Origin of the sequence: Alkaliphilus flagellatus (assembly GCF_018919215.1) — a bacterium.
GTDB classification, from domain to species: Bacteria; Bacillota; Clostridia; order Peptostreptococcales; family Natronincolaceae; genus Alkaliphilus_B; species Alkaliphilus_B flagellatus.
Window position 1 is genome coordinate 655276 of record NZ_JAHLQK010000001.1, and the last position, 25303, is coordinate 680578.

Sequence of the window (25303 nt, forward strand, 5' to 3'; positions counted from 1 at the left end):
GACATATTTAAAATATAAAAATGTTGTTGGAAGGGGTATGGTATGGAGAAAAAGATGGATGCTTTACTTAAATATACTATTATGCTAATTATGATTAATATTATACTATCTGGATGTCAAATGAAGGTATCAGACAATAGAGAAAAAGAAGTAGCCGTAGAAGTGATGGAGGTTAAAAAGAAAAGTATTTCGAAAAATGTTGTATTAAATACATATCTACAGCCTAAGAAAAATGCAATTATTCTTGCTAAAACTCCAGGGCTTACTGTTACAAATATAGGGGTTAATATAGGAGATGCTGTAACAGAAGGAGATTTTTTGTTTGAGCTAGATAAATCTATAATTAGAACACAGATAGAACAATCTAAGCAGGCTTATGATTTAGCTAGGAGAAACTATGAGGAACAAAAAAATCGATACGAAGAAGCAAATGACACAAATGAGGAAAATTCTTTACAAGCTTTAGAAGCAATGTACAGAAATAAGGCTATTGGAGGACTACAAATACCATCTATACCTCAGCAAGATAAAGGAAGTATTTTAGCAGTAGCAATGAATCAGGTTGAGCAAGCTAGGATGGCGTATTCAGCTGCACTCAGTCAGTTAAAAGAAATGGAATATTATTCACCAATCAGTGGATATGTTTCTCAAATAAATATAAATGAAAATCAACCAGTATTAGGTACACAAGCAGCAATGGTTATAACTAATATAGAAAATCTAAAGGCATCGGTTAATATTTCAAAATCTTTATTTGAGTCTTTAAAAGAAGGGCAGATGGTAATGGTTAATGTGGATGATACTGAATTTAATGGAAGGATTAGTAATTTAAGTCCAATTCCAGATTTATCAAGTAATTTATATCTATTAGAAATAGAAATTAATAATAAAGATAAGAAATCTTGGGTAGGGGCATTTAGTAATATTTTAATAGAACTTGATAAAAAAGATTCAGCTACAGTTATTCCTAAATCGGCTATATTGGAGGATAGTAAAGGGAAATATGTTTTTGTAGAACAGAATAATAGAGTATATCGTAGAAAAGTAGATATTGGAATAGATGATGGGGGAGATGTGGAAGTCGTAAATGGATTAAATGAAGGAGAAAAAATAGTTATAAAAGGTCAGCAATTTGTTAAAGATAGAGGAGCAGTCATCATAGTAAGAGGTGAGGAAAATGAAAATCTCTAGTTGGGCAGTTAAGAGACCTATATCTGTATTTATGGTTATGGCGGTTATTATACTTTTAGGTGGAGTTTCTTTATTTAAATTGTCGATGGACCTACTGCCTAAAATGAATGTACCTATTGCTGTTGTTAGTACACAATATTTAGGATCAGGACCCTTTGAAATCGAAAATATGGTTACAAAGCCTATTGAAGAAGCAGTGAGTACTGTACATAATGTAAAACGTGTTTCATCCTCGTCCAGTGAAGGTATATCGATTGTTACTGTAGAATTTAATCAAGGTACTGATATGGATTTTGCTACTTTGCAAATGAGGGAAAAAATAGATTTAATTACGGGATTTTTACCAGAAGACACTTCGGACCCTATGGTTCTTAAAATAGATCCTAATGCCATGCCTATTATGGTATTGGGAATTAGTGGCTATGATGATTTAAGCAAGATGCAAGAAATAGCAGAATATCAAATAAAACCTAGATTAGAAAGATTACAAGGTGTAGCTTCAATAGCAATTAGTGGAGGTTATGAGAAGGTTGTACAAATTAAGCTAGATATAGATCGTCTAAGTGCAAACAAAATAACTATGGAGCAATTAACTGCACTATTAAGGTCAGAAAACATTAATTTACCAGGTGGAGAGATAAAAGAAGATGATGATAAAATATTAATCCGTACTACAGGAGAATTTGAAAGCTTAGATGAAATAAAAAGCCTTCCTATAATGCTACCTACTGGAAAAAAAGTTACTTTAAGCGATTTAGCAACTGTTGAATTAAATTATAAAGAGATTGAAGAAATAGCTAAGGTTGATGGAAAGAGTAGTATAAGAATTACTATTCAGAAGCAACCTGTTTCTAATACAGTTCAAGTATCTAACTTAATCAACAAAGAGATACAATTAATACAAGATGAGTTACCAGATATAGATATAGAAGCAGCTATTGACCAATCTAAATTTATTAAGAGTGCTATTATGAATGTAGGCACAACCGCTTTGTATGGTGGTATACTGGCAAGTATTATTTTATACTTATTTATGGGAAATGTAAAAACTACCTTAGTTATTGCTATAGCCATACCAATTTCAATTATTGCAACATTTACACTAATGTACTTTTCTGGGATTACATTAAATTTATTATCCTTAGGCGGCTTTGCCTTAGGTGTAGGGATGCTCGTAGATAATGGAATAGTTGTGTTGGAAAATATTTATCGGTATAAAGAGGATGGATATAGTGCCTTTGATGCTGCAATAAGAGGAGCTGAAGAAGTAGCTATGTCGGTTTCGGCATCTACATTTACAACGGTAGCGGTATTTCTTCCAATTGCTTTTGTGGAAGGTATTACGGCGGAAATATTTAAGGAGCTAGCCTTAACAATTTCATTTTCTTTGTTAGCTTCCTTGATAGTTTCACTAACATTAGTCCCTATGCTATGTTCTAAGTTGTTTAAAAATCAAGCAGAAAAGCCCCTAAGTAAAAATAGATGGTTACTATTATTTAATAAGTTTTTTAATATGTGTAGTGAAAAATATAGTGAAATACTTCAGTGGTCACTTTCCCATATAAGATTGATAGTATTTATTACTCTAATCATATTTGCTACTTCACTAAGCTTAGCTTTTTTTATAGGAATTGAATTTTTTCCAAGTTTTGATGATGGCAGTTTCACCGTAGATATAAGATTACCTTACGGAGCAACATTAGAGCAAACTGAGAAAATAGTTGATAAAGTAGAAATTGTATTAAGAGAAAATAAAGATATCGAAAGGATATTTACTAATATAGGTGGAGGAGATGGGAATCTAAATTTATATGGCACTAAATCTAACACTGCCACAGTGAATGCTAGATTAATGTCATATAAAAAAAGGAGCACCAGTACCGAGGAAATAATTGATGATGTACGAAACAGGCTATCTAAGATTCCGGGAGCTACCATGTCTATTTCAACAATTTCATCAACTATGGGTTTTGGGGCAGGTAGTTCCGATGTGGAATTAGAAATTAGAGGAGAAGACTTAGAAATATTAAAGATTATTTCCCAAGATGCTATCAATATTGTAGAATCTGTTAAAGGTACTAGGGAAGTAAAATCTAATTTTATAGATGGAAGACCTCAAATGGAGGTAAAATTAAAACGAGATATAGCATCGACCTATGGACTTACAACTGCTCACGTCGCATCTAGCATTAGAAATATTTTAACAGGAATAACGGCTACAAGGTTCAGGATAGAAGGTAGGGATATTAATGTTGTTTTGACTGGAGAAGATTACTTGAAGAATAGTTTATCTAGCTTTAAGCTCATTAATATTCCAACACCTGTAGGTATAAATATGCCACTGGAGCAAATCACAGAAATTCAATATTCCCAGGGACCAAGTACTATTAGGAGGACTGATCAGGTAAGGGGAATTACAGTAAGTGCTAATACATTTAATAGGGATTTAAATGGTGTAATAGTTGATATTAAAGAAAAGCTGGAAGAATATAGATTTCCAAATGGATATACATATGAATTTAGAGGCCAAAAGGAACAATTAGACGAAGCTTATAAAAGCTTAACTTTAGCTGTTATTCTAGCCATATTTTTGGTATATATGATATTAGCATCCCAATTTCAATCCTTTTTATATCCATTTATAATTATGCTTTCTGTGCCCTTAGCCTTTACTGGAGGTATTATTGGTCTATTTTTCGCAAGACTCCCAATTAGTGTACCTGCAGTAATTGGAGCTATTGTACTTGCTGGTATTGTTGTCAATAATGGCATAGTTCTAATAGATTATATAAATATATTAAGATCAAGAGGAATAGAAAAGATAGATGCGATAATATTATCTGGGACAACTAGGCTAAGACCAATTATGATGACAACATTAACTACTGTTTTAGGATTAATTCCACTAGCATTAGCTGCTGGAGATGGTGCAGAAGTACAAGCTCCATTGGCAGTAGTAGTAATTGGAGGACTTACTTTATCTACGCTGCTGACTTTAATTGTAATTCCTATTATATACTCTGTATTAGATGATACTAAAATTTAAACATATCTATTTAATAAAGAAAACTTGATTCATATGAAGTTTTAACTTTATCTGAATCATAGTTGCACTTACTTTAAGGATGTAGTGCTTGATCTTCTGATTATAGAGGTGGAGACTTAGCAATATATCCAAGATAAAATTTTTAGGGGGAGAAGACATATGAATGCTAGAACTAAAAATGTAATAGAGCTTTTAATGAAGGAGTATCCTGATGCAAGATGTGAGCTTAATTATGAAACACCGTTTCAGTTATTGGTAGCTACAATTTTATCTGCACAAACTACAGATAAAAAGGTTAATGAAGTGACTAAGGATTTATTTAAAGAATATCCTACCGTAAATGAATTTTTGCTATTAACACAAAATGAACTGGAGGATAAAATTAAACAAATTGGTTTATATAGAAATAAGGCCAAACACATTCTTTTAATGTGTAGGCAATTAACAGAAGAGTTTAATGGAGAGGTTCCAAACACAATGGAGGGTATAATGTCTTTGGCAGGAGCTGGTAGAAAAACAGCTAATGTAGTTTTAAGTAATGCTTTTGATGTACCTTCCATAGCAGTAGATACACATGTTTTTAGAGTATCTAATAGAATAGGATTAGCCAATGCGGAAAATGTATTGGATACAGAAATCCAATTACAAAAAGCTATAGATAAGAAATTATGGAGCTTAGCTCACCATCTTTTAATATTTCATGGTAGAAGATGCTGCTATGCAAGAAATCCAAACTGTAAGGATTGCATTATAAAAGATCATTGTAAATATTATAAGGAAACGACAAAATAGAAAAAATATGTTAGTATTAACAAAAAACCTCTAAACTAAACTTAGTTAGAGGTTTTTTTAGCTGTTTATATATATCTTCAATAGAGTTGTAAATTTCTTGGTTTGGTTTTATAATAGTAGTCGTGTATTGCATACTTCTTACCCCCTATGTAATATTTGTTGGTAACTCTTATTTAACATGGGATAAGAATTTATGCAATACTTATTTTTTTGGAAGCTTTGCCAATTATATTTTTATTTTTGCATAACTAAAGTTATGATTAAAGGAGTGGGGCTAATGGTATTTAGCAGTTTAATATTTCTATTTTTATTTTTACCAATTGTTCTTGCTTGCTATTATCTATCAAATAATAAATTTAGAAATTATATATTATTAATAGCAAGTTTGTTTTTTTATGCTTGGGGTGAACCAAGATACATATATCTGATGATATTTTCAATAATAGTTAATTACTTTATGGGACTTAAAGTAGAGATTAATTCAAAGTCAAATAAAAAGTTATGGTTAGCTATATCTATTATCTTTAATTTATCTTTATTGATTGTATTTAAGTATGCGGATTTTTTATTTGGCATAAAGGGTATTAAATTGCCTATTGGAATATCCTTTTTTACTTTCCAGACAATGAGTTATGTAATAGATGTCTATAGAAAAGATGCTCGAGTTCAAAAAAAATTATCGGATTTAGCATTATATATTAGTTTATTTCCTCAATTAATTGCAGGTCCTATAGTTCGATATCAAACAGTGGATAAACAGATAAAAGAACGAGAACACTCATTGGACAAATTTGCAGAAGGCGTAAATAGGTTTGTATTTGGATTGTCTAAAAAGGTAATTTTAGCAAATCAACTAGCATTTGTTGCCGATGGAGTATTTACGGCAAATATATCTAGCTTATCAATTATTGAGTCTTGGATTGGAATAATATGCTATACACTTCAAATATATTTTGATTTTAGTGGTTATAGTGATATGGCTATAGGGCTGGGTAAAATGTTCGGATTTGACTTCTTAGAAAACTTTGATTACCCCTATATATCCCAATCGGTTTCTGAGTTTTGGAGAAGATGGCATATTTCTATGGGTAGCTGGTTTAGAGATTATCTATATATTCCACTGGGAGGCAATAGGGTATCTAAAATAAAACTATATAGGAATTTATTTATAGTATGGTTTTTAACTGGCTTATGGCATGGTGCAAATTGGACCTTTGTAATTTGGGGACTATACTATGGAGTTCTCATAGTATTAGAAAAGGCATTTTTAGAAAAGTTACTAAATAGATTACCTAAAATATTCAGACATATTTATTTATTATTTGTAGTCCTTATTGGATGGGTATTTTTTAGGACAGATAATATAAATCAAGCAATGAGTTTTATAAAAGTAATGATGGGGTTAGGTACAAATCCCATTATAAATAACAGTGCCATTATGTATATAAATGACTATTGGTATATAGTTTTTGTTTCAATAATATTTTCAACACCAATAGTAAGCAGAATAAAGCATTTAGTTAATAAAACAAATAAAAAATTATTGGAAAATCAAATAGCATATGGATTTCACAGCTTAATACTTATTATTTGCATGATTGCAGTTACAATTTTGCTAAGTAGTTCTAGCTATAATCCTTTTTTATACTTTAGATTTTAGACAAAGAGGAGAGTATATATGAATAAGAAAAAAGCAAAATATATAGTAATTCCATTTTTGTCAATGATAACCGTATTCTTTTTAATGAATATATTTATTTCAAATAAAAAAGTAAGTATCATAGAAAATAGGAATTTAGAAAAAAAACCAACGATTAAAGATTTAATAGATGGCACCTATATCTCTAAATTTGAAAAGTATTATACAGATCATTTTGTATTTAGAGAAGAAATGACTAGTATAAATAGAATGTTCGAGTTCAAACTAGATAAATCTGAAGTTGGCAATTATTATCTTGGTGAGGATAATTGGATTTTAGGCAAGTTTCCTCAGGTATTAACATCTGGTAGTCAGAAGGAATATACTGATGCCATAAATGAATTAGCAAAGATTAGTCATAATTTAGGGAAGGATGTATACTTTGCATTAACACCTCATAAAACCAATATGCTTAAGCACTTATACCCTAAGTTTGTTGATAATACAGAGAATATAAATATTAACAAGGAGTCTTTTAAATCTCGACTCAATTCAAATATTATAAGATTTTTAGATATGGATGAATATATGTTAAATAAGTTTAGTGATAAAGAACGTGAAAAGTTGTATTTTAAAACTGACCACCATTGGAATGGATTAGGAGCTTTTGAAGGTTTTAAATTGATGGTTGAGAAAATGAATCTAGGTATTTCATCTCCGATGTTAGAAGAACATTTTAGTAAATATAAAACTATGAAGTATAAGGAAAAGGATTTTATCGGTAGTTATAATAGAAACTTAAATATGATAGTGGATGAAAAGGAATATCCAATATATGTTTATTTAGAAAATCAAGATTATAAATATTTTTTAAATGATGGTAAAAAAGATAAAAGAGCAGAGGAAATAGATGTTATTGCTACTTCAAGAAACAAAAAGAAATGGGATTATGGTGGAGCATATATTAGAGGTAATGTATGTAATATACTTAAAATAAAAAATGATGATGCTCTAATAGATAAAAAAATCTTGGTTTTTAGAGATTCTTATCAAGCACCTACTACCTTGTTATTTGCCGATTTATTCTCAGAAGTTTTATTTGTTGACCCTAGGAATATAGGAAATATTCATATGACTTATGAACAGATTATTAAAAATACAGACTCAGATATTATTATGTTTATGTATAATAGCTCTGGATTTGATTCTATGGTTCAGACTATGATTGATAAAGGTATTATGTAATTAATTTAAATCTGTCTATTTTTTAGAAAGCATTAGAATTAAAGAGGATAAAATAGAAATAATAGAGTCTACGAAGTAGTGAATAATAAACAAAAAGAGCCGAGAGGTTCTTTTTTTATGTTAAAATGTAAAAAAGGAAAAGTTGGCTTTATGAAGAATTGTGTATGTATATATAATTGTTTGTATTAGAAAGGATGTAGTATATGGCATACGAAGAATTAAGCAATAGTGGGTTTGTTTTTGCTCTAGACATTGGTACTAGAAGTGTAGTGGGTATATTAGGTAAAAAAGAAAATGATAAAATAAATATAGAGCATATTGCTGTCGAATTTCATCAAAAAAGAGTTATGTATAATGGTCAAATACATGACATTGATGGAGTAACAGAAATTGTTAGAAAGGTTAAAACTAATTTAGAGGAAAAGGCACAATGTTCTCTGGATCAGGTATCTATTGCAGTTGCTGGACGCTCGCTTAAAACAAATAAAGTAACAATTGATAGAGAAATTGATTCTACAAAAGATATTGATAAAGACTTAATTAATAGTTTGGAAGTAGAGGGATTGCAAAAAGCTCAATATGAGCTAGAAAAACAAGGTGAGGAATATACAAAGTATTTTTGTGTAGGTCATACTGTAGTACATTACTATATTAATGATGGTATAATTACAAATCCTTTAGGACATAAGGGGAATAAAATTAAGTTAGATATTTTAGCAACTTTTTTACCTCAGATTGTTGTCGATAGTTTGTATGTTGTAACTTCTAAATTAAATTTAGAAGTTAGTTATATGACATTAGAGCCTATTGCAGCAATTGAAGTAGCTATTCCTGAAAATGCAAGATTATTAAACTTGGCTTTAGTGGATATAGGTGCAGGTACATCAGACGTTGCTATTACAAAGGAAGGGACGGTAGTAGCCTATGGAATGACAGCTAGTGCTGGAGATGATATTACCGAGGAAATATCTAGATGCTACTTACTAGACTTTGATACAGCAGAAAACTTAAAAATTAACTTATGTAAAGAAAAAATTCAAAAATTTTCAGATATTGTAGGAATACCGTATGAGATAGAAAGTGAAGAAATCTTAAAGAAGATTGAGTCTGCAATAAAAAAGGTGGCAAAGCTAATAGCTTCTAATATTATTGAACAAAATGGAAAATCACCTAGCGCCGTTTTTTTAATAGGTGGTGGAAGTCAAATACCTTATTTAAATACATTTATTGCAAAAGAACTTAATCTTCCTGAGGAAAGAGTAGTAGTCAGAGGAATAGAAACAATAAAAAATACTGTTTTAATAAGGGAACCTATTTCAGGACCAGAATATATTACCCCTATAGGAATTTTGGCTAAGGCTGTAAATAATCAAGAGTTAGATTTTATTGAAATATACATAAATGGACAGAGATCTAAACTTTTTCAAACTAAAAAGCTGAAAGTGAAGGATGCACTTGTTTTAGCTGGATTTAATCCGCGAAAATTGATACCAAAGAGAGGTAAGTCTATAAATATTATATTAAATGATAATAACAGAACATTGTATGGAGAATATGGAGAGGTTGCTGAAATACTTATTAATGGAAAGGCATCTAATATTGAATCAAGCATAAAAGATGGAGATATAATTAAGGTTCATCCTGCTGAAGAGGGGCAACCCGCAACATATCTTTTAAAAGACATAGTACCATTAGAAGATGAAATTTTTATTAATGGTGAATCTACTTTACAGGTATATAATTGTACAATAAATAATGAAAAGGCAGAAGGCGATATAATCATTAAAGAAGATGATAATATCCAATACTGTAGAATAGAAAGCATTGAAAACCTTTGTACTTATATGGATGTTTCTTATGATGAGTATATTATTAAAATTAATGATAAAATAGCATCATTAGACGAAAAAATTAGACATAAGGACTATGTTAGCATTGAAAAAAAAGTAATTGTAAATAATTTACAAGAAGTAAAAGAAAATTCTAAAGAACAGTTACAACTAACAAAGGAATCAATCTTAGTTAAATGTAATGACAGTCTAGTAGAAATTCCTAAAAAAAATGGTGGAGTTATTTTTGTAGATATTTTTGATTATATTGATTTTGATCGCAGTACTGTACAAGGAAAACTAGTTTTACTTCTGAATGGACATGATGCAAACTATACAGATTTTATAGAAACTGGTGATGAAATAAAGGTCTATTGGGACAATTAGTAGATAGTCGGTGAATATTTTTTAAAAAATAAAATAATATATATTAAATACACTGATCTATCTAGGGGTGATTATTTTATGGGTTCGTCTGTATCAGTTAATAAGATTTCTAAAAAAAACTTATGGATAGTTGGTACAATAATTTTATGTATTATTATTATTATTTTAGTCACAATAGGCAATTGGATTTTTAATGGGTCAAGAATCTTTCCAAATATATTTATTGAGAGCGTCGATGTTGGAGGACTTACCCCTGAAGAAGCAAAAGTTAAGGTTAGAAGAATCTTTGAAAAGGAGATAGATTCTTTTCGTAAAGAATTAGTTTATAAAGATAGTAGTTGGCAACTATCCTATGAGGATTTAGGCTTATATTATTTATTTGATGATTATATCGATAAGGCTTATGGAGTAGGTAGGTCTGGTAATTATTATGAAAGAATAAAAAAGATTAATAATCTGAGAAAGAATCCTGAAATAATTAGATTAGAACCATATTATAACCCTTTTGAAATTGAGAGTATAATAAAGAATATTAGTCAAACGGTTAATAAACCATCTATAGATGCTGAAATTAACCGAAAAAATGGTACCTTCATAATTAAAAAAGAAGTTTTAGGAGTAGAAGTAGATGAAAATGCTTTAAGGGAGAGTATAGTAGGTGCCATAGGGAATTTTAACAATGATATAATCTATATACCAGTTAAAAATACTACACCAGAAATTATAGAAAAAGATTTAAGCACTATTCAAGATTTAATCGGTGAATATGTGACTACTTTTAATAGTCAAGAAAAGGGTAGATCAGAAAATATCAAACTTGCAGTAAATAGTATTAATAATATGCTATTAATGCCAGGAGATGAGTTTTCATTTAACGAGAGTACAGGACCAAGAAGTGCAGAAGAAGGCTACAAGGAAGCACCAGTTATAGTTAACGGTGAGTTGGTGCCAGGAATTGGTGGCGGCATTTGTCAAGTATCTACAACATTATATCAAGCGACTATTCGGTCAGATGTAGAAGTAACATCAAGAAGAAATCATGGTCGGCCTGTAGGGTATGTTCCCATTGGGCAAGATGCAACAGTTGCCTATGGCTACATAGACTTTAAGTTTAGAAACAATAAGGATTATCCTATTTACATTGAAAGTTATATTAAGGGAGAGCAAGTACATGTAAAACTATATAGCAAGAAAACTAATAATATGTCTATAGATTTAGAATCCGAAATCATTGAAGTAGTCAAACCCAAAATGGAAATAAAAAAGGATCCTAATATGGATGTTGGAGAAAGAAGAATTAATAAAGCTGGCAAAAAAGGTTATCGTGTAGTTACATATAAAGTGTATTTACAAGATGGTAAAGAGTTAAAAAAAGAAGTGATTTCTAAAGATTACTACCCACCTAGAGATGGTATTGTTATAGAAGGAATAAAACAATAATATTTTATTTGTTTAAAAAACTATATGATTGTCCCATAGTTAATTATAATCAAATTTGCTATAATATAATTAACTTTAAAGGGAGGTAGTTTCAAGATGGAAGTAGATAACTTACTATACGATAAAGATTGTACTTGTCCTATATGTAAAAACCAATTTACTACAAAAAAAGTGAGGACTCGGTCACTTAGGATAGAAAATCGAGAAGATGATTTTAATGTTATTTATAAAAATATAAATCCAAATTATTATTATATTTGGGTATGCCCTAAATGTGGATATAGTTCTACAGAAAAAGAATTTGAAAATATTAATAAAAATCAGGCCACAATATTACAGCAATCGATAGGAGTTAAATGGAATGAGCGGAGTTTCAGCGGAGTGCGTACTTTTCACGAAGCGGAAGAAAGTTATAAAATGGCATTGCTAGTTGCTCAAATATTAAAAAAGTCGAAGGCATACATCGGTGGAATATGTTTGAGGTTGGCATGGCTATATAGAGAAGCTAAAAGTCCAAGAGAAGAAGAATTTTTAAATTATACATTAAATTTCTTCCAAAATGCTTATCAAACAGAAAGATTGGATGCAGCAGGTCTGGATGAAGTATCTTTGGCCTATTTAAATGGTGAATTAAATAGAAGGCTTGGAAGACAAAGAGAAGCTATTAAATGGTATAGTGTAGCATTAGATCACCCCGATATTAAAACAAAACGACATATTCAATTGAAAGCTAGAGAGCAATGGAGATTAGCAAGGGAGCAATATGGTCATGAAAAAGATGGAGCCAACTAAAGCTATTATTTATTATAGTAAAATAGTAGTTAATAATATAGTTCTTTATGTCGCATCTTTGAATGAAGGACTTGTATCAATTGGAATTGATCAAAGTGAAGAGGATTTTATTAGAAGTATAAAAAAAGATTTTCCTATGTATCAACTTTCGTATGATAAAGAGGAAAATGCAATATACATAAATCAGTTATACGAATATTTTGAGGGTAAGAGAACAGAATTTACGATTCCACTTTATATGGTGGGGACCGATTTTCAAAAAAAAGTATGGAATGCATTATTAGATATACCCTATGGTCAAACTATAACATATAAAGATTTGGCCTATAGTATTGACAATCCTAAAGCCGTAAGGGCTGTTGGAGGAGCAAATAATAAAAATAGAATTCCTATTATTATTCCATGTCATAGAGTAATAGGGGCTAATAAAAAGTTAGTAGGTTACGGTGGTGGGCTGCATATTAAAGAAAAATTGCTAAATGTTGAAGGAATAAAAGTTGAATGTGAAAAGGTGGTAGAATAATACCACTTTTATTTTTTTGCAATTTAGGGTCATAGAATTGGTATCTATCGGATAAATATAATTGAGATAATGAAAAAAGAAGGGGGAAGACAATGGAAGTTACTAAACTAAATCCAATTATTTTTATTCCTGGTTTAATGGGATCTATTGGCGGAGAGATGTTAGGATGTCAAATTGAGTGGGGCTTTGGTGTGGCAAGTTGGTTTTATAAACCATTTTTAAAAGAATTAGAGAAATTAGGATATAAATTAAATGAGAATTTATTTGTTTGTTATTATGATTGGCGAAAAAGCTGTAGGGAAATAGTAAAGGAGTTTTTACAACCTTTAGTATTACGGGTAGAAGAAAAGCATCCTAATCAAAAAGTTGATTTATTATGTCATAGTATGGGTGGAGTGGTAGCTCGTACTTATATTCAAAGTATAGAATACTCCTATAATGTTAGAAATTTAATGTGCTTTGGAACTCCTAATAAGGGAAACATTGAAGCCTATCATTTGTGGAGTATTGGAAAACTAATGAAGAAAACAGATACCGAGAAAGAACTATTTGACATTATACGCAGAGGATACATTTGGTTACTTACTAAAATACTAGATATACCTTTGGGGACAGAGAATATTGAAAAATTACATGAGAATTTTCCAGGATTACGAGATTTAATACCTACAGATGATTATGGGAAAATATTATGCTGTAAAATCGACAATGATTACCACTATATTCCAAGAGAATATACACTTTATAATAATTATTTACTAAATGAGCTAAATAAAAATATAGATACATTAAATAATCGAGTTAAAAATCTATATTGTTTTGTTGGGACTAACAAGGAAACAGATAAGGTCTTGCTACTAGATACAGAATTATTATTTAAATATAAAAAAGCATATGTTATAGGATCATTGAAAACAAAAGAAGGGGATGGGACGGTAACGGTTAATAGTGCAACTATAGATAATGCAGAAACATTTATAATGGAAGGAAGTCATAGTGGAATTTTATTAGGTTCTATGGAATATCTTGCAGACATATATAATTTAGATCGTTCATTATTTAATAAAGGTTTTGTAGAACCTAAAGTATATCCATTAGGGATAATATTAAAAAAATATATTAATATAGAACTGAAAAACGAAAGAGATATAATTGGTAAATTTATAGATGGAAAATTTATTACAGAGTATGAGCATATTTGCCAAGAGTTCGGAAAAGATTATTTGTGGCTTATGTTAAAACACGTACCTAGTGGTGAATATATTTTAGAAACATCTGGACAATATAAAGAAGATCATAATATTTTTGTAATAGGCTCTAGGATAGAAGAAGAATTAACAGAGAAAAATGTACGAAAAAAAGAAACTGATAGACTGTACTTTTCCTTTAAGGTATGAGATTAACAAAAGAAGCATAGCATAAAAAAGAATTGAAAATATTCCTCTTTTTTGATATCATTAAGGCAATCTAAATATTGACGGTGCTCAATTGAGCTTAAAAGGGAAAATGGTGAAAATCCATTACAGCCCCCGCTACTGTAAGTGATGATGAAACAGCGATATACCACTGGTATTGACCGGGAAGGTGCTGAAGTAAAATGATTCACGAGTCAGGAGACCTACCAAGTTTTAGCACATGCAGCCTTCGGAGGGATAGGTGAAATATTAGTGTGTTTATAATCCCTTACCCTTTGGTGAGGGATTTTTTATATTATAAAAAACAGGGGTCGCAAGGGAAAGAATTCAACTTGCGTAGTTATGAGGGTGTTTGGACAGCTTTGCTGCTTTTTTATATTTAAAATGTAAGTAAGAAACTATAAGAGGAGGATGTTTTTATGAGAAAATCAAAAGCAACTATATTTTTAGTAGTATTAATGCTATTGACAACCTTGCTATTTGGTTGTGCCAAAGAACAAAAAGAGAATTCACAGGGGGATGTAGGTAACAATATAGAGAATACAACCTATCCTATGGATATTGTAGATGGATTCGGAAATTCTGTAACAATAAAGAAGCAACCAGAAAGAGTCGTTTCGATTGCGCCTAGTCAAACAGAAATTCTATTTGCTTTAGGATTAGAAGATAAAATTGTAGGAGTATCGGATTTTTGTGATTATCCTATAGAAGCCCTAGAGAAAGAAAAGGTAGGTAATGCCTTTGCAATAAATGTAGAGAAAATATTAGAGTTAAATCCAGATGTAGTATTTCTATATAACGAAGCCCTTCCTGAGTCTATAGAACAAATAAAGGCAAGTGGAATAGCGGTAATGTTATATTCGCCTGAAACAATCGATGAAATTTTTAATAACATATTACAATTAGGTGAAGTAATGGGTGTAGAAGAAAAAGCGGAACAAATAGTAAGTGGAATGCAGGAAAAAAGAGATAATATTGTTAATAAAGTTAAGAATGAGAAGAAGGCAAGAGTGTTTTATCAAGTTTGGGACGAACCTTTAATGACAGCTGGTGAAGGGTCATTCATAAATGAGTTAATCACTTTAGCTGGTGGAGAAAATATTGCAGCTGATGGGGATGGAGCTTATCCTCAATATAGTGTTGAAGCTATGGTGGAAAAAGATCCTGAGATTTATATAGCACCAGCTCATACTGCTGAAAACTTCACTTTAAATCCTGAGCAAATGAAAGAATTAAAAAATATAATAAAATCTAGACCAGGTTATGATGTTATTACTGCCGTTAAAAATGATAAAATAGAGTTATTAGATCCTAATATAGTATCAAGACCAGGTGTTAGAATAATTGAGGCCTTAGAGCTATTCGCAAAGGCTATACATCCAGAGGTATTTTAATAATATATTCCAGCTATTTTAATGGGAATATATATGGAGGCAGACTGTCTATGGAAAAGCATAATTATTTAAAAATATTTCCACTACTACTAATGACATTGATGATAACAATATCTATATCCTTAGTTATTGGAGTGGCTAATGTAACTATTATTGATAGTATAAAAATCATTTTAAAAACCATTCCTATAATAGGAGATTATATTGATGTTTCAAATATACAAAAATCTCATATTGCGATTATACAAAACATTCGACTACCAAGGGTATTACTTTCTTTTCTAGTTGGATATGGGTTATCAATTGTAGGCGTAGCTTTTCAAGGAATGTTAAAGAATCCTATGGCTGATCCTTTTATAGTGGGTACTTCTTCAGGAGCAGCTTTAGGAGCTTCTATAGCTATTTTGCTAAAGTTAAATAAAATGTTTTTTGGTATAGGAATTGTATCTATATTTGCATTTACAGGTGCTTTGCTAGCTACATTAATTGTATATAATATGGCTAGAATAAAGGGAAAAGTACCAGTAACTACATTATTATTAGCAGGAATTGCTACAGGGCAGTTTTTTACTGCTATAATGTCGTTTATAATGACAATTTCAACAAGAGATGTAAGTACAATTATTTTCTGGACAATGGGAAGTTTTTCAGGAAGAGGATGGAATCATATACAAATAGCTATAATACCAGTTTTATTGGGTAGTATCATAATATATATTTTTTCAAAGGACTTAAATATTATGTTATTAGGTGAGGATAGTGCACAAAATATGGGAGTTGAAACAGAAAAGGTTAAAAAAGTAATTTTAATTACCAGTGTATTAATAACAGCTTTTTTAGTTTCTGTTAGCGGAATAATCGGTTTTGTAGGCCTTATTGTGCCTCATATGGTTCGTTTACTTATGGGTCCGGATCATCGTATTCTTATACCTGCTAGTGGACTAGTAGGAGGAATATTTTTAATTGTTGCAGATACTTTATCAAGAACGATTATTGCACCTACTGAAGTGCCTGTTGGTATTATTACTGCTTTAGCAGGAGGGCCTTTTTTTATTTACTTGCTTAGGAAAACAAAACGAACAGTATAGGTGGTTATTGTATGGGAAAATGTATTGAAACAAAGGATTTAGTATTTCTTTACGATGAAAGGGTAATCTTAGATGATATTAATTTAAAGATTACAAAAGGCAGTATTATAACAATGATAGGACCTAATGGTTCAGGAAAATCAACATTATTAAAAAATTTAGCATCAACTTTAATGCCTAAAGGTGGAACTGTTCTACTAGATAATAGAGAATTAAAAAGTTATCCATTAAAGGAATTAGCTCGTGAAATAGCTGTAGTTCCACAGAATACAAATATTGAATATGATTTTACTGTTCATGAAATTGTTTTAATGGGTAGAAATCCTTATGTGGGGAGATTCCAACAGGAAACTTTTAAAGATATTGCTATAGTAAAGGAAGCAATGGAAAGAACGAATACATGGCATTTGAGAGATAGAAGTATAAATCAGTTAAGTGGTGGGGAAAGTCAAAGGGTAGTTATTGCAAGAGCATTAGCTCAAGAGCCACAGATTCTCTTGTTAGACGAACCTACTGCAGCATTAGATATGCATCATCAAATAGAAATATTAGATCTATTAAAGGTATTAAATGAAGAAAAAGGGGTAACTATTATTATGGCACTTCATGATATAAATTTAGCTGCCCGCTATAGTAAACAAATACTACTTCTTCATAAAGGTACAAAAATTATAATGGGAAGTCCAGATCAAGTAATAACAAAAGAAAATTTGCAAAAAGCCTATAGTATAGACATGATTGTAGATAAAAATGAATATACCAATTCTTTGCAGGTTATTCCTTTGTCGACTTTAAGGTTTTAGAAAATAGCAAAATTAAGAACTGGCCTTTTGTATACAATCAGAGCAGGTTCCATAAAAACATAATTGTTGTTTTTGAATTTGATACTTTGAAATATTTTGCACCTTAATAGTTAAATCTTCAAAAACATCATTATTTAAATCCTCGATTTTTGAACAATTGGTACAAATGATATGTTGATGTTCTTCAGTTTTTCCATCATATCGAAAACTATTTTCTCCGATGTTTATTACCTGTATTAATCCTAACTTAGAAAATAACTCTAAAGATTTATATACGGTTGCTAAGCTCATAGTAGGGTAAGTAGGAGATAACTTTTTAAATACAGCTTCAGCATTAGGATGATCTATAGATTCCTTAACTGTTTGATATACTGCCATACGTTGAGGCGTAATTTTACAACTATTAGATTTAAGTTCTTTTATTAAAATATCCATAATATGCACCACCTTAAAAATAATAATAATTATTATATACAATTATATCTTCATTATAGGATAATGTTAATTATTTGTCAATATAATATATGTAAAAAGTTCCAGAAAATTTTAATTTTGACATCATTGAAGGAGGATTACAATGAAATATAAGCTTATAGTACTAGATATGGACGGTACATTACTTAATAGCAATAAAGAAGTTAGCATAGAAAATCAAAAGGCTTTAAAAAAAGCCCAGGATAGTGGAATCCAAGTTGCTATAGCTACTGGTAGAATATTTACATCTGCAAGATTTTATGCAAGATTATTAGGTATTAAAGCGCCTATTATTGCGTGTAATGGTGCTTTGGTTAGAGATGCAAATAGCAATGAAGTTCTTGATATTAATCCAATAGATAAAGAGGATGCTTTAAAGGTAATAGAAGTTTTTAAAAAATATAATGTTTATTTTCACATATATGATGAGGAAAAAATATATGTTGAAAAATTAGGATTTAGCTCTTCTATATATAGTGCTTGGAATGAAGATCAAAGTGATGAAAATAAAATTCATATAGAAAAATTAGAAGATACTATTGGTTATTTTAAAAATAACAATATAAATATATTAAAGCTAATGGCCGTTGATGACGATAATACAAAAATGGATATTATAAAAAAAGAGTTAGAAGGAATTAATAGTATTACTATTGATAAATCATGGTATAACAACTTAGAAGTTATGAGCAAGGGAGTATCCAAGGGAAAAGGAATTGAGATGTTGAGAAAAATTTATAAAGTGGAGCCTGAAGAAATTATTGCTTTTGGAGATAATTTTAATGATTTGTCAATGAAGCACTATGTGGGGACATTTGTTGCGATGGAAAATGGAGAAGAGTACGTTAAAAAGCAAGCTCATTATGTTACTACTTCTAATAATGACAATGGGGTAGCAAAAGGGATAGAAAAACTTGTTTTAAATATAGAAAAATAAATTTTAAAATATATTTTATAAATAATAAAGGAAAAAAATATAATATATAGAATATTCATATAATACAAGTAAATTTAATACAAAATATAATGTGTTAAATTTACTTGTATTTTCTTATAGTCTAAGAAGGTATAAGTTTTTTGACTATTGAGAGATTTTTTAAAGCAGTAAAAGGATGGTAATATTTTAAGCACTTGAAAATTTAAAATGAATTTTAAGTGCGCCATGAGTCGATGCGATAGCATCAGACGAATTTTTATATTAAATAAGAAGGGGTTGAGAAATTATGGTAAATGTTTTTTCTAGAAAGAAGATAGCTATCTTCTTTGTGGTGCTAACTTTAATAATTAGCAGCTTGGGTGGAATTTTTACTTATGCTAATGAAGGAGTAGTTACCAAAATTACTATTTTCCATACTAATGATTTGCATGGAAGAATTCAAGAAAGCTCTAGTGAAATTGGATATGCTAAAATTGCTGGATTAGTTAATAATTTTAGACAAAACAATCCAAATACCTTATTACTCGATGCAGGAGATACATTCCATGGTTTATCCATAGCGACATTAGAAAAGGGAGAAAGTGTAATTAAGGCAATGAATGCTTTAAAATATGATGCTATGGTTCCAGGTAATCATGACTTTAACTATGGGTATGAAAGACTATTAGAGTTAAAAGAAATGAGTAATTTTCCTTTAATATCAGCAAATATTAAAACAGAAAAAGGAGAAAATCTTTTAGATAAATATATTATTAAAGAAATAGATGGCGTAAAAGTAGGAATATTTGGTTTATCTACACCAGAGACTACATATAAAACTAATCCTAAAAATGTTGAAGGATTAGTTTTTGAAGATCCATCAGAGATTGCAGCAAAAATGGTTGAAAAATTAAGAGAAGAAAAGGCAGATGTTATTATTGCTCTTGGACATTTAGGGATTGATGAAGAAAGTGTGGACACTAGTATTAAAGTAGTAGAAGAAGTAAAAGGAATAGATATTTTTATTGATGGTCATAGTCATAGTACATTTGAAGAAGGGTTATTAGTGGGAGATACGCTTATTGCTAGTACAGGCGATTATGGTAAAAACATAGGTGTTGTTGAAATAAGTATTTTAGAAGGTAAAATAGTTGATAAATCGGCAAGTTTAGTTAGTAAAAAAGATTTTGAAGAAGTAGCCCCAGAAGAAGAAGTTCAAAATCTAATTGAATCTATAGCAGAAGGACAAAATGAAATTTTATCTGAAGTAATAGGGGAAGCAAAGGTGCGATTAGATGGAGAAAGGGAATTGGCAAGAGTTAAGGAAACTAATTTAGGAAACTTAGTTGGAGACATATTCCTACACTGGACAGATGCAGATATTGCATTAGTAAACGGTGGAGGGATTAGAGCCTCAATAGAAGCAGGTAATATTACAACTGGAGATGTTGTTACTGTGTTCCCGTTTGGAAATACTTTAGTTGTAAAAAAACTAGATGGTGCGGCTATTAAGGCTGCTTTAGAACATGGAACAAAATCCTATCCGGAGTTAGCAGGTGGCTTTCCTCATGTAGCAGGAATGAAATATGCAATTGATCTTTCTAAACCAGTAGGAGATCGTGTTGTAGATATAACAGTAAATGGAGATCCTTTGGACTTAAATAAAAAATATACTATGGCTACTAATGACTTTATTGCCGCTGGTGGCGATGGATATACAATGATTGCTGCTGGAGAACTAGTTAAAGAAATGATGACTATGGATGAGGCAGTAGTTAATTATATAAAAGAAAAGAAAGTTATAGAGCCTAAACTAGAAGGACGAATTTTAGTTAAAGAAGTAGAAGAACAAAAAGAAGAGCAAGTAGAAGTAGTAGAAGAAGTAAAAGAAGTAAAAGAAGAGGTAGTAAAACCAGTTGTAAAAGAATCCATTGTTTATATTGTTAAACCAGGGGATTGGTTATCAAAGATTGCAATTAAATATAATACAACTTGGCAAGAATTACAAAAAATCAATAATATTAAGAATGCAGATTTAATTTTCCCAGGACAAAAAATAATAATTCCTGCTAGCTAATAAAAATAGAACTTAGTATAATAATAAATAAAGGAGTAGTGGACTTTCCATTACTCCTTTTAAATATTCATTATATAGCTAAAATCTTTAATACATAGATTATATTAACATTAAATATTTTTAGTCGATTAATCTAATTTGATGGTAAGTTTTTTTACCTTTTTTAATCATTAATGTATCATCTTTAAAGAAATCAAGTGTGATTAGAGTATTAATATCGGTTATTTTCTCATCGTTAATAACTATTCCACCTTGTTGTATTAGACGTCTACCTTCTCCACGAGATGGAATCAACTCAGCTTTAGATAGTAGAGTAATAACGTCTATACCATCTGTAAATTCACCTTTGGAAATCTCAGTTGATGGAACAGATCCACCTAAAGCGCCTTCACCAAATAGAGCTTTTGCAGCTTCTTCTGCTTTTTTAGCTTCTTCTTCTCCATGTACTAACTTTGTAACTTCAAAGGCAAGAACCTCTTTAGCTTTGTTTATTTCAGCTCCCTCAAGAGAACCTAGTCTTTTTACCTCATCCATAGGTAAAAAAGTAAGTAGAGAAAGACAGTTTTCAACATCAGCATCTGCAACATTTCTCCAGTATTGGTAGAACTCAAAAGGAGATGTTTTATTAGGATCTAACCAAACTGCTCCAGATTGAGTTTTGCCCATTTTTTGACCTTCACTTGTAGTTAGTAGTGTAAAGGTCATTCCATATGCAGATTCACCTTCAACTCTTCTAATTAAGTCAGCACCTGCAATAATATTCGACCATTGATCATCTCCACCTAATTGTAGGCGACAACCATATCTTCTAAATAACTCTAAAAAGTCGTAGGACTGCATAATCATGTAGTTAAATTCAAAGAAAGATAATCCTTTTTCCATTCTATTTTTAAAGCATTCTGCTGTTAACATTCTATTAACAGAGAAGTGTCTACCTATTTCTCTAATAAAGGAAACATAGTTTAAGTCCAATAACCAATTAGCATTGTTTTCTATAATGGCGTTACCTTCTGATAAATCGATTAATCTTTTACTTTGTTCAATAAAACAATTAACATTATGCTGAATTGTTTCTGGAGTCATCATTTGCCTCATATCAGTTCTTCCAGATGGGTCACCAATCATTCCAGTACCACCACCTGCCAAGAATATAGGTCTATGTCCTGCTTTTTGAAGATGTGACATAGCCATAAGCTGTACAAAATGGCCTACATGTAAGCTATCTGCTGTTGGATCAAAGCCTATATAGAAAGTAACTTTCTCTTTACCTAACATTTCTCTAATTTCATCTTCATGTGTAAACTGTTTAACAAAACCACGTTGTTTTAAAACGTCAAAAACATTTTCCATTTTAAATCCTCCTCTTTAAATTCATAAAAAGTATATTTTTTTATACAAAAATAAAAGGGCTATCTAGTCCTAAAGGACGAGATAACCCGTGGTACCACCTTAATTTACATCAAATAGATGCCTCAATCCATTATAACGGATGGAAACCGGCGAAGCTTTTAACTCCACAACTCCAGAATGTAATTCATCTTACCATGTACTATAGATCTTTCACCAGCCGATCTACTCTCTAGAATTGTAACCATGGGGACTACTTATTTCTTTCAATGTTTTAACAGTTAGTAGATATTTTGCCCCATTATATCATGAATTAATCAATAATACAAGACTATTTTATAGAATGAAGATATTGTTATTTTTATAACAATATACAGAATATTTCAAATATACAGAATATTGAATTGAATTATGTAATAAATTTGATATAATAAATTAATGACATTTTAAGATGGACATTAAAAATTATTTTACAAATTTAAAATATAAAAAGGATGGAGGGATTAATATGATGGATAATCAAAACTGTTGTTGTAATTATGGTGAAAGCAACAACAATCTTATTATGGCTAAAGAAGAATTAAAAGCTTTTAAAGAAATGGAAGGAGGATTAATACCAGCACTACATAAGGTACAAGATATTTATGGATATCTTCCAGAGGAGGCTTTAAAGCTTATATCTGAAGAATTAGATGTACCCATAACTGATATTTATGGAGTAGCTTCTTTTTACTCTTTATTTTCATTGGTGCCTAAGGGTGAGCATGTAGTAAGTGTATGCTTAGGCACTGCATGTTATGTTAATGGTACTCAAAAAATTCTAGATAAACTAAGTGAGGAGTTAGAAGTAAAAGTAGGAAAGACAACTAGGGATGGTAAGTTTACATTGCAATCAACAAGATGTATAGGTGCTTGTGGATTAGCACCAGTAATAATGATAGATGAAAAGGTATATGGAAGGTTAATCCCTAATGATATTCCAAAGATATTAAAGGATTTTGAATAAGACTAAGGGGGGGATAAATAATGAAGTCCATTGAAGAATTAAATGAAATAAGACAAAGTACTAAAATGCTAGTTAACCAAGGACAGGATAGAACTAATCCGAGAATAGTAGTTGGTATGGCCACTTGTGGAATAGCTGCAGGTGCAAATCTAGTGTTAGATACAATAATGGAAGAAGTAAGAAATCTGAATATTGCTGATGTAACTGTTGCACAAACAGGATGTATTGGTGTTTGTAGGCTAGAGCCTATAGTTGAAGTTATTATGCCAGGGGAAGATAAGATTACTTATGTTGAAATGACTCCTGAAAAAGCTAAGAAAGTAGTAAATCAACATATTAAAGAAGGTAAGGTTGTAGAGGAGTATAATATACTTTTATCTCAAGATGAAGAACATAAGATATATAAATCCTTAAATGATGTAGATTTTTATAAAAAACAATTTAGAGTTGCTCTTAAAAATTGCGGTGTAATAGATCCCGAGTCAATAGATGAATATATTGCAGTTGATGGGTATAAAGCTTTAGAAAAAGTGTTATTGGAGATGAAGTCTAAGGAAGTAGTAGATTTAATAAAACAATCAGGTTTGAGGGGTAGAGGAGGTGGAGGATTTCCAACAGGCTTAAAATGGGAATTTACTGCCAAGGCTCAAGGGGATCAGAAGTATGTAATATGTAATGCTGATGAGGGAGATCCAGGAGCATTTATGGATAGATCCATATTGGAAGGTGATCCTTATACGGTGTTGGAAGCCATGACAATATCAGGTTATGCTATAGGTGCAAATAAAGGATATATTTATGTAAGGGCAGAATACCCTATGGCAGTTAAGAGATTAGATAAAGCTATAATTAAGGCGAAGGAATATGGATTATTAGGTAAAAAAATATTTAGAACTAATTTTGATTTTGATTTAGAAATAAGATTAGGTGCTGGAGCCTTTGTATGCGGCGAAGAAACTGCTCTTATACATTCAATAGAAGGAGAAAGAGGAGTGTCAACTCAAAAACCACCCTTCCCAGCTAATAGTGGACTCTGGGGAAAACCAACATTAATAAATAACGTTGAGACCTTTGCGAATATAACTCAAATAATATTAAAAGGGCATGAATGGTTTAAGTCTATAGGTACCGAAAAGAGTCCTGGCACTAAGGTTTTTGCACTTGGTGGTAAAATAAATAATCCAGGATTAGTAGAAATACCAATGGGGACACCTTTAAGAGATGTTATATATGAAATAGGGGATGGAATACCAAACAATAAGAAATTTAAAGCAGTTCAAACTGGAGGACCTTCTGGAGGATGTATACCGGCAGAACTTTTAGATTCACCTATTGATTATGATACTTTAATTGCCATTGGCTCTATGATGGGTTCTGGTGGAATGATAGTAATGGATGAAGATAATTGTATGGTTGATGTTGCTAAATTCTTTTTAGAGTTTGTTGCTGATGAATCTTGTGGCAAATGTACACCTTGTAGAATTGGAACTAGAAGACTCTTTGAATTATTAGAAAAAATAACATCAGGAAATGGAAGCAGTGCAGATATAGATAAATTAGAAAATCTTTCTCGTGAAATAAAGGCTACAGCTCTATGCGGATTAGGTCAGACAGCTCCAAATCCTGTTCTATCTACTCTAAGGTATTTTAGAAATGAATATAATGCTCATGTTAATAAAGAGTGCCCAGCAGGAGCATGCCAATCTTTAATAAGTTATGTGATAAATCACTCCAAGTGTATAGGCTGTAGTGTTTGTAGTAAAGTTTGTCCAGCAGATGCTATATTCGGAGAGTTAAAAAAACCTTATACTATCGACCAAGCAATATGCGTTACATGTGGAGCTTGTATTAGTAAATGTAAATTTAATGCTATAGAGATTCATTAATATTCAAAACAAG

The 25303-nt window shown here is 30.7% G+C and carries 19 protein-coding genes, 1 riboswitch and 1 other annotated feature; of the genes, 17 read left to right on the forward strand and 2 right to left on the reverse strand.

Going from position 1 to position 25303, the window contains the following annotated elements:
- Positions 1 to 42 precede the first annotated feature (42 nt).
- The 13 genes from KQI88_RS02980 (at position 43) to KQI88_RS03040 (ending at position 17584) form a co-directional block, all read left to right on the forward strand.
- Positions 43 to 1191 (forward strand): efflux RND transporter periplasmic adaptor subunit, encoded by a 1149-nt coding sequence (locus KQI88_RS02980; protein ID WP_216414863.1) that lies wholly within the window; start codon positions 43 to 45, stop codon positions 1189 to 1191.
- On the forward strand, positions 1178 to 4237 hold the full coding sequence (locus KQI88_RS02985) for an efflux RND transporter permease subunit (protein ID WP_216414864.1): 3060 nt from the start codon (positions 1178 to 1180) through the stop codon (positions 4235 to 4237). Before KQI88_RS02980 ends, KQI88_RS02985 begins: the two co-directional genes overlap by 14 nt.
- Positions 4238 to 4396: 159 nt before the next feature.
- On the forward strand, positions 4397 to 5029 hold the full coding sequence (gene nth, locus KQI88_RS02990) for an endonuclease III (protein WP_216414865.1): 633 nt from the start codon (positions 4397 to 4399) through the stop codon (positions 5027 to 5029).
- Positions 5030 to 5306: 277 nt separating this feature from the next.
- Positions 5307 to 6689 carry an MBOAT family O-acyltransferase gene (locus KQI88_RS02995; protein ID WP_216414866.1) on the forward strand — a complete coding sequence of 461 codons (1383 nt, stop codon included), beginning with the start codon at positions 5307 to 5309 and terminating at the stop codon, positions 6687 to 6689.
- Between the two features lie 18 nt (positions 6690 to 6707).
- Positions 6708 to 7913, forward strand: a complete 1206-nt coding sequence (locus KQI88_RS03000; protein ID WP_216414867.1) for an alginate O-acetyltransferase AlgX-related protein — start codon at positions 6708 to 6710, stop codon at positions 7911 to 7913.
- A gap of 203 nt (positions 7914 to 8116) precedes the next feature.
- The gene (locus KQI88_RS03005; protein WP_216414868.1) at positions 8117 to 10129 is read left to right on the forward strand and encodes a cell division protein FtsA; all 2013 of its coding nucleotides are present in this window, start codon (positions 8117 to 8119) and stop codon (positions 10127 to 10129) included.
- 78 nt (positions 10130 to 10207) lie between these two features.
- Positions 10208 to 11569: a VanW family protein gene (locus KQI88_RS03010; RefSeq protein ID WP_216414869.1), complete on the forward strand. Its 1362-nt coding sequence runs from the start codon at positions 10208 to 10210 to the stop codon at positions 11567 to 11569.
- 96 nt (positions 11570 to 11665) lie between these two features.
- Positions 11666 to 12361 carry a DUF2225 domain-containing protein gene (locus KQI88_RS03015; protein ID WP_216414870.1) on the forward strand — a complete coding sequence of 232 codons (696 nt, stop codon included), beginning with the start codon at positions 11666 to 11668 and terminating at the stop codon, positions 12359 to 12361.
- Complete coding sequence (locus KQI88_RS03020; RefSeq protein WP_246579091.1) at positions 12339 to 12884, forward strand: methylated-DNA--[protein]-cysteine S-methyltransferase; 546 nt, start codon at positions 12339 to 12341, stop codon at positions 12882 to 12884. Before KQI88_RS03015 ends, KQI88_RS03020 begins: the two co-directional genes overlap by 23 nt.
- Positions 12885 to 12976: 92 nt before the next feature.
- Complete coding sequence (locus tag KQI88_RS03025) at positions 12977 to 14281, forward strand: lipase family alpha/beta hydrolase (RefSeq protein WP_216414871.1); 1305 nt, start codon at positions 12977 to 12979, stop codon at positions 14279 to 14281.
- Positions 14282 to 14345: 64 nt separating this feature from the next.
- A riboswitch (cobalamin riboswitch) is annotated at positions 14346 to 14521 on the forward strand.
- Between the two features lie 197 nt (positions 14522 to 14718).
- Positions 14719 to 15693, forward strand: a complete 975-nt coding sequence (locus tag KQI88_RS03030; RefSeq protein WP_216414872.1) for an ABC transporter substrate-binding protein — start codon at positions 14719 to 14721, stop codon at positions 15691 to 15693.
- A gap of 50 nt (positions 15694 to 15743) precedes the next feature.
- Complete coding sequence (locus KQI88_RS03035; protein ID WP_216414873.1) at positions 15744 to 16781, forward strand: FecCD family ABC transporter permease; 1038 nt, start codon at positions 15744 to 15746, stop codon at positions 16779 to 16781.
- Between the two features lie 11 nt (positions 16782 to 16792).
- Positions 16793 to 17584, forward strand: coding sequence for a heme ABC transporter ATP-binding protein (locus KQI88_RS03040; protein ID WP_216414874.1), 792 nt, complete (start codon positions 16793 to 16795; stop codon positions 17582 to 17584).
- 12 nt (positions 17585 to 17596) lie between these two features.
- Here KQI88_RS03040 and KQI88_RS03045 read toward each other — a convergent pair whose 3' ends face one another.
- Positions 17597 to 18019, reverse strand: a complete 423-nt coding sequence (locus tag KQI88_RS03045; protein WP_216414875.1) for a transcriptional regulator PerR — start codon at positions 18017 to 18019, stop codon at positions 17597 to 17599.
- A gap of 142 nt (positions 18020 to 18161) precedes the next feature.
- Here KQI88_RS03045 and KQI88_RS03050 point away from each other — a divergent pair, with 142 nt between their 5' ends.
- Positions 18162 to 18995: a Cof-type HAD-IIB family hydrolase gene (locus tag KQI88_RS03050; protein WP_216414876.1), complete on the forward strand. Its 834-nt coding sequence runs from the start codon at positions 18162 to 18164 to the stop codon at positions 18993 to 18995.
- A gap of 286 nt (positions 18996 to 19281) precedes the next feature.
- Positions 19282 to 21051: a 5'-nucleotidase C-terminal domain-containing protein gene (locus KQI88_RS03055; RefSeq protein ID WP_216414877.1), complete on the forward strand. Its 1770-nt coding sequence runs from the start codon at positions 19282 to 19284 to the stop codon at positions 21049 to 21051.
- Positions 21052 to 21171: 120 nt separating this feature from the next.
- On the opposite strand, the gene tyrS is transcribed toward KQI88_RS03055, so the two are convergent.
- Positions 21172 to 22401 carry a tyrosine--tRNA ligase gene (gene tyrS / locus KQI88_RS03060; protein ID WP_216414878.1) on the reverse strand — a complete coding sequence of 410 codons (1230 nt, stop codon included), beginning with the start codon at positions 22399 to 22401 and terminating at the stop codon, positions 21172 to 21174.
- A 69-nt stretch (positions 22402 to 22470) separates the two neighbouring features.
- Positions 22471 to 22677 (reverse strand) — a binding site (T-box leader).
- Positions 22678 to 22906: 229 nt separating this feature from the next.
- On the opposite strand from tyrS, the gene nuoE reads away from it, so the two are divergent.
- Together nuoE and nuoF are read left to right on the forward strand one after the other, a co-directional pair.
- On the forward strand, positions 22907 to 23404 hold the full coding sequence (gene nuoE / locus KQI88_RS03065) for an NADH-quinone oxidoreductase subunit NuoE (RefSeq protein ID WP_330656032.1): 498 nt from the start codon (positions 22907 to 22909) through the stop codon (positions 23402 to 23404).
- A 20-nt stretch (positions 23405 to 23424) separates the two neighbouring features.
- The gene (gene nuoF / locus KQI88_RS03070; protein WP_216414879.1) at positions 23425 to 25290 is read left to right on the forward strand and encodes an NADH-quinone oxidoreductase subunit NuoF; all 1866 of its coding nucleotides are present in this window, start codon (positions 23425 to 23427) and stop codon (positions 25288 to 25290) included.
- Positions 25291 to 25303: the final 13 nt, after the last annotated feature.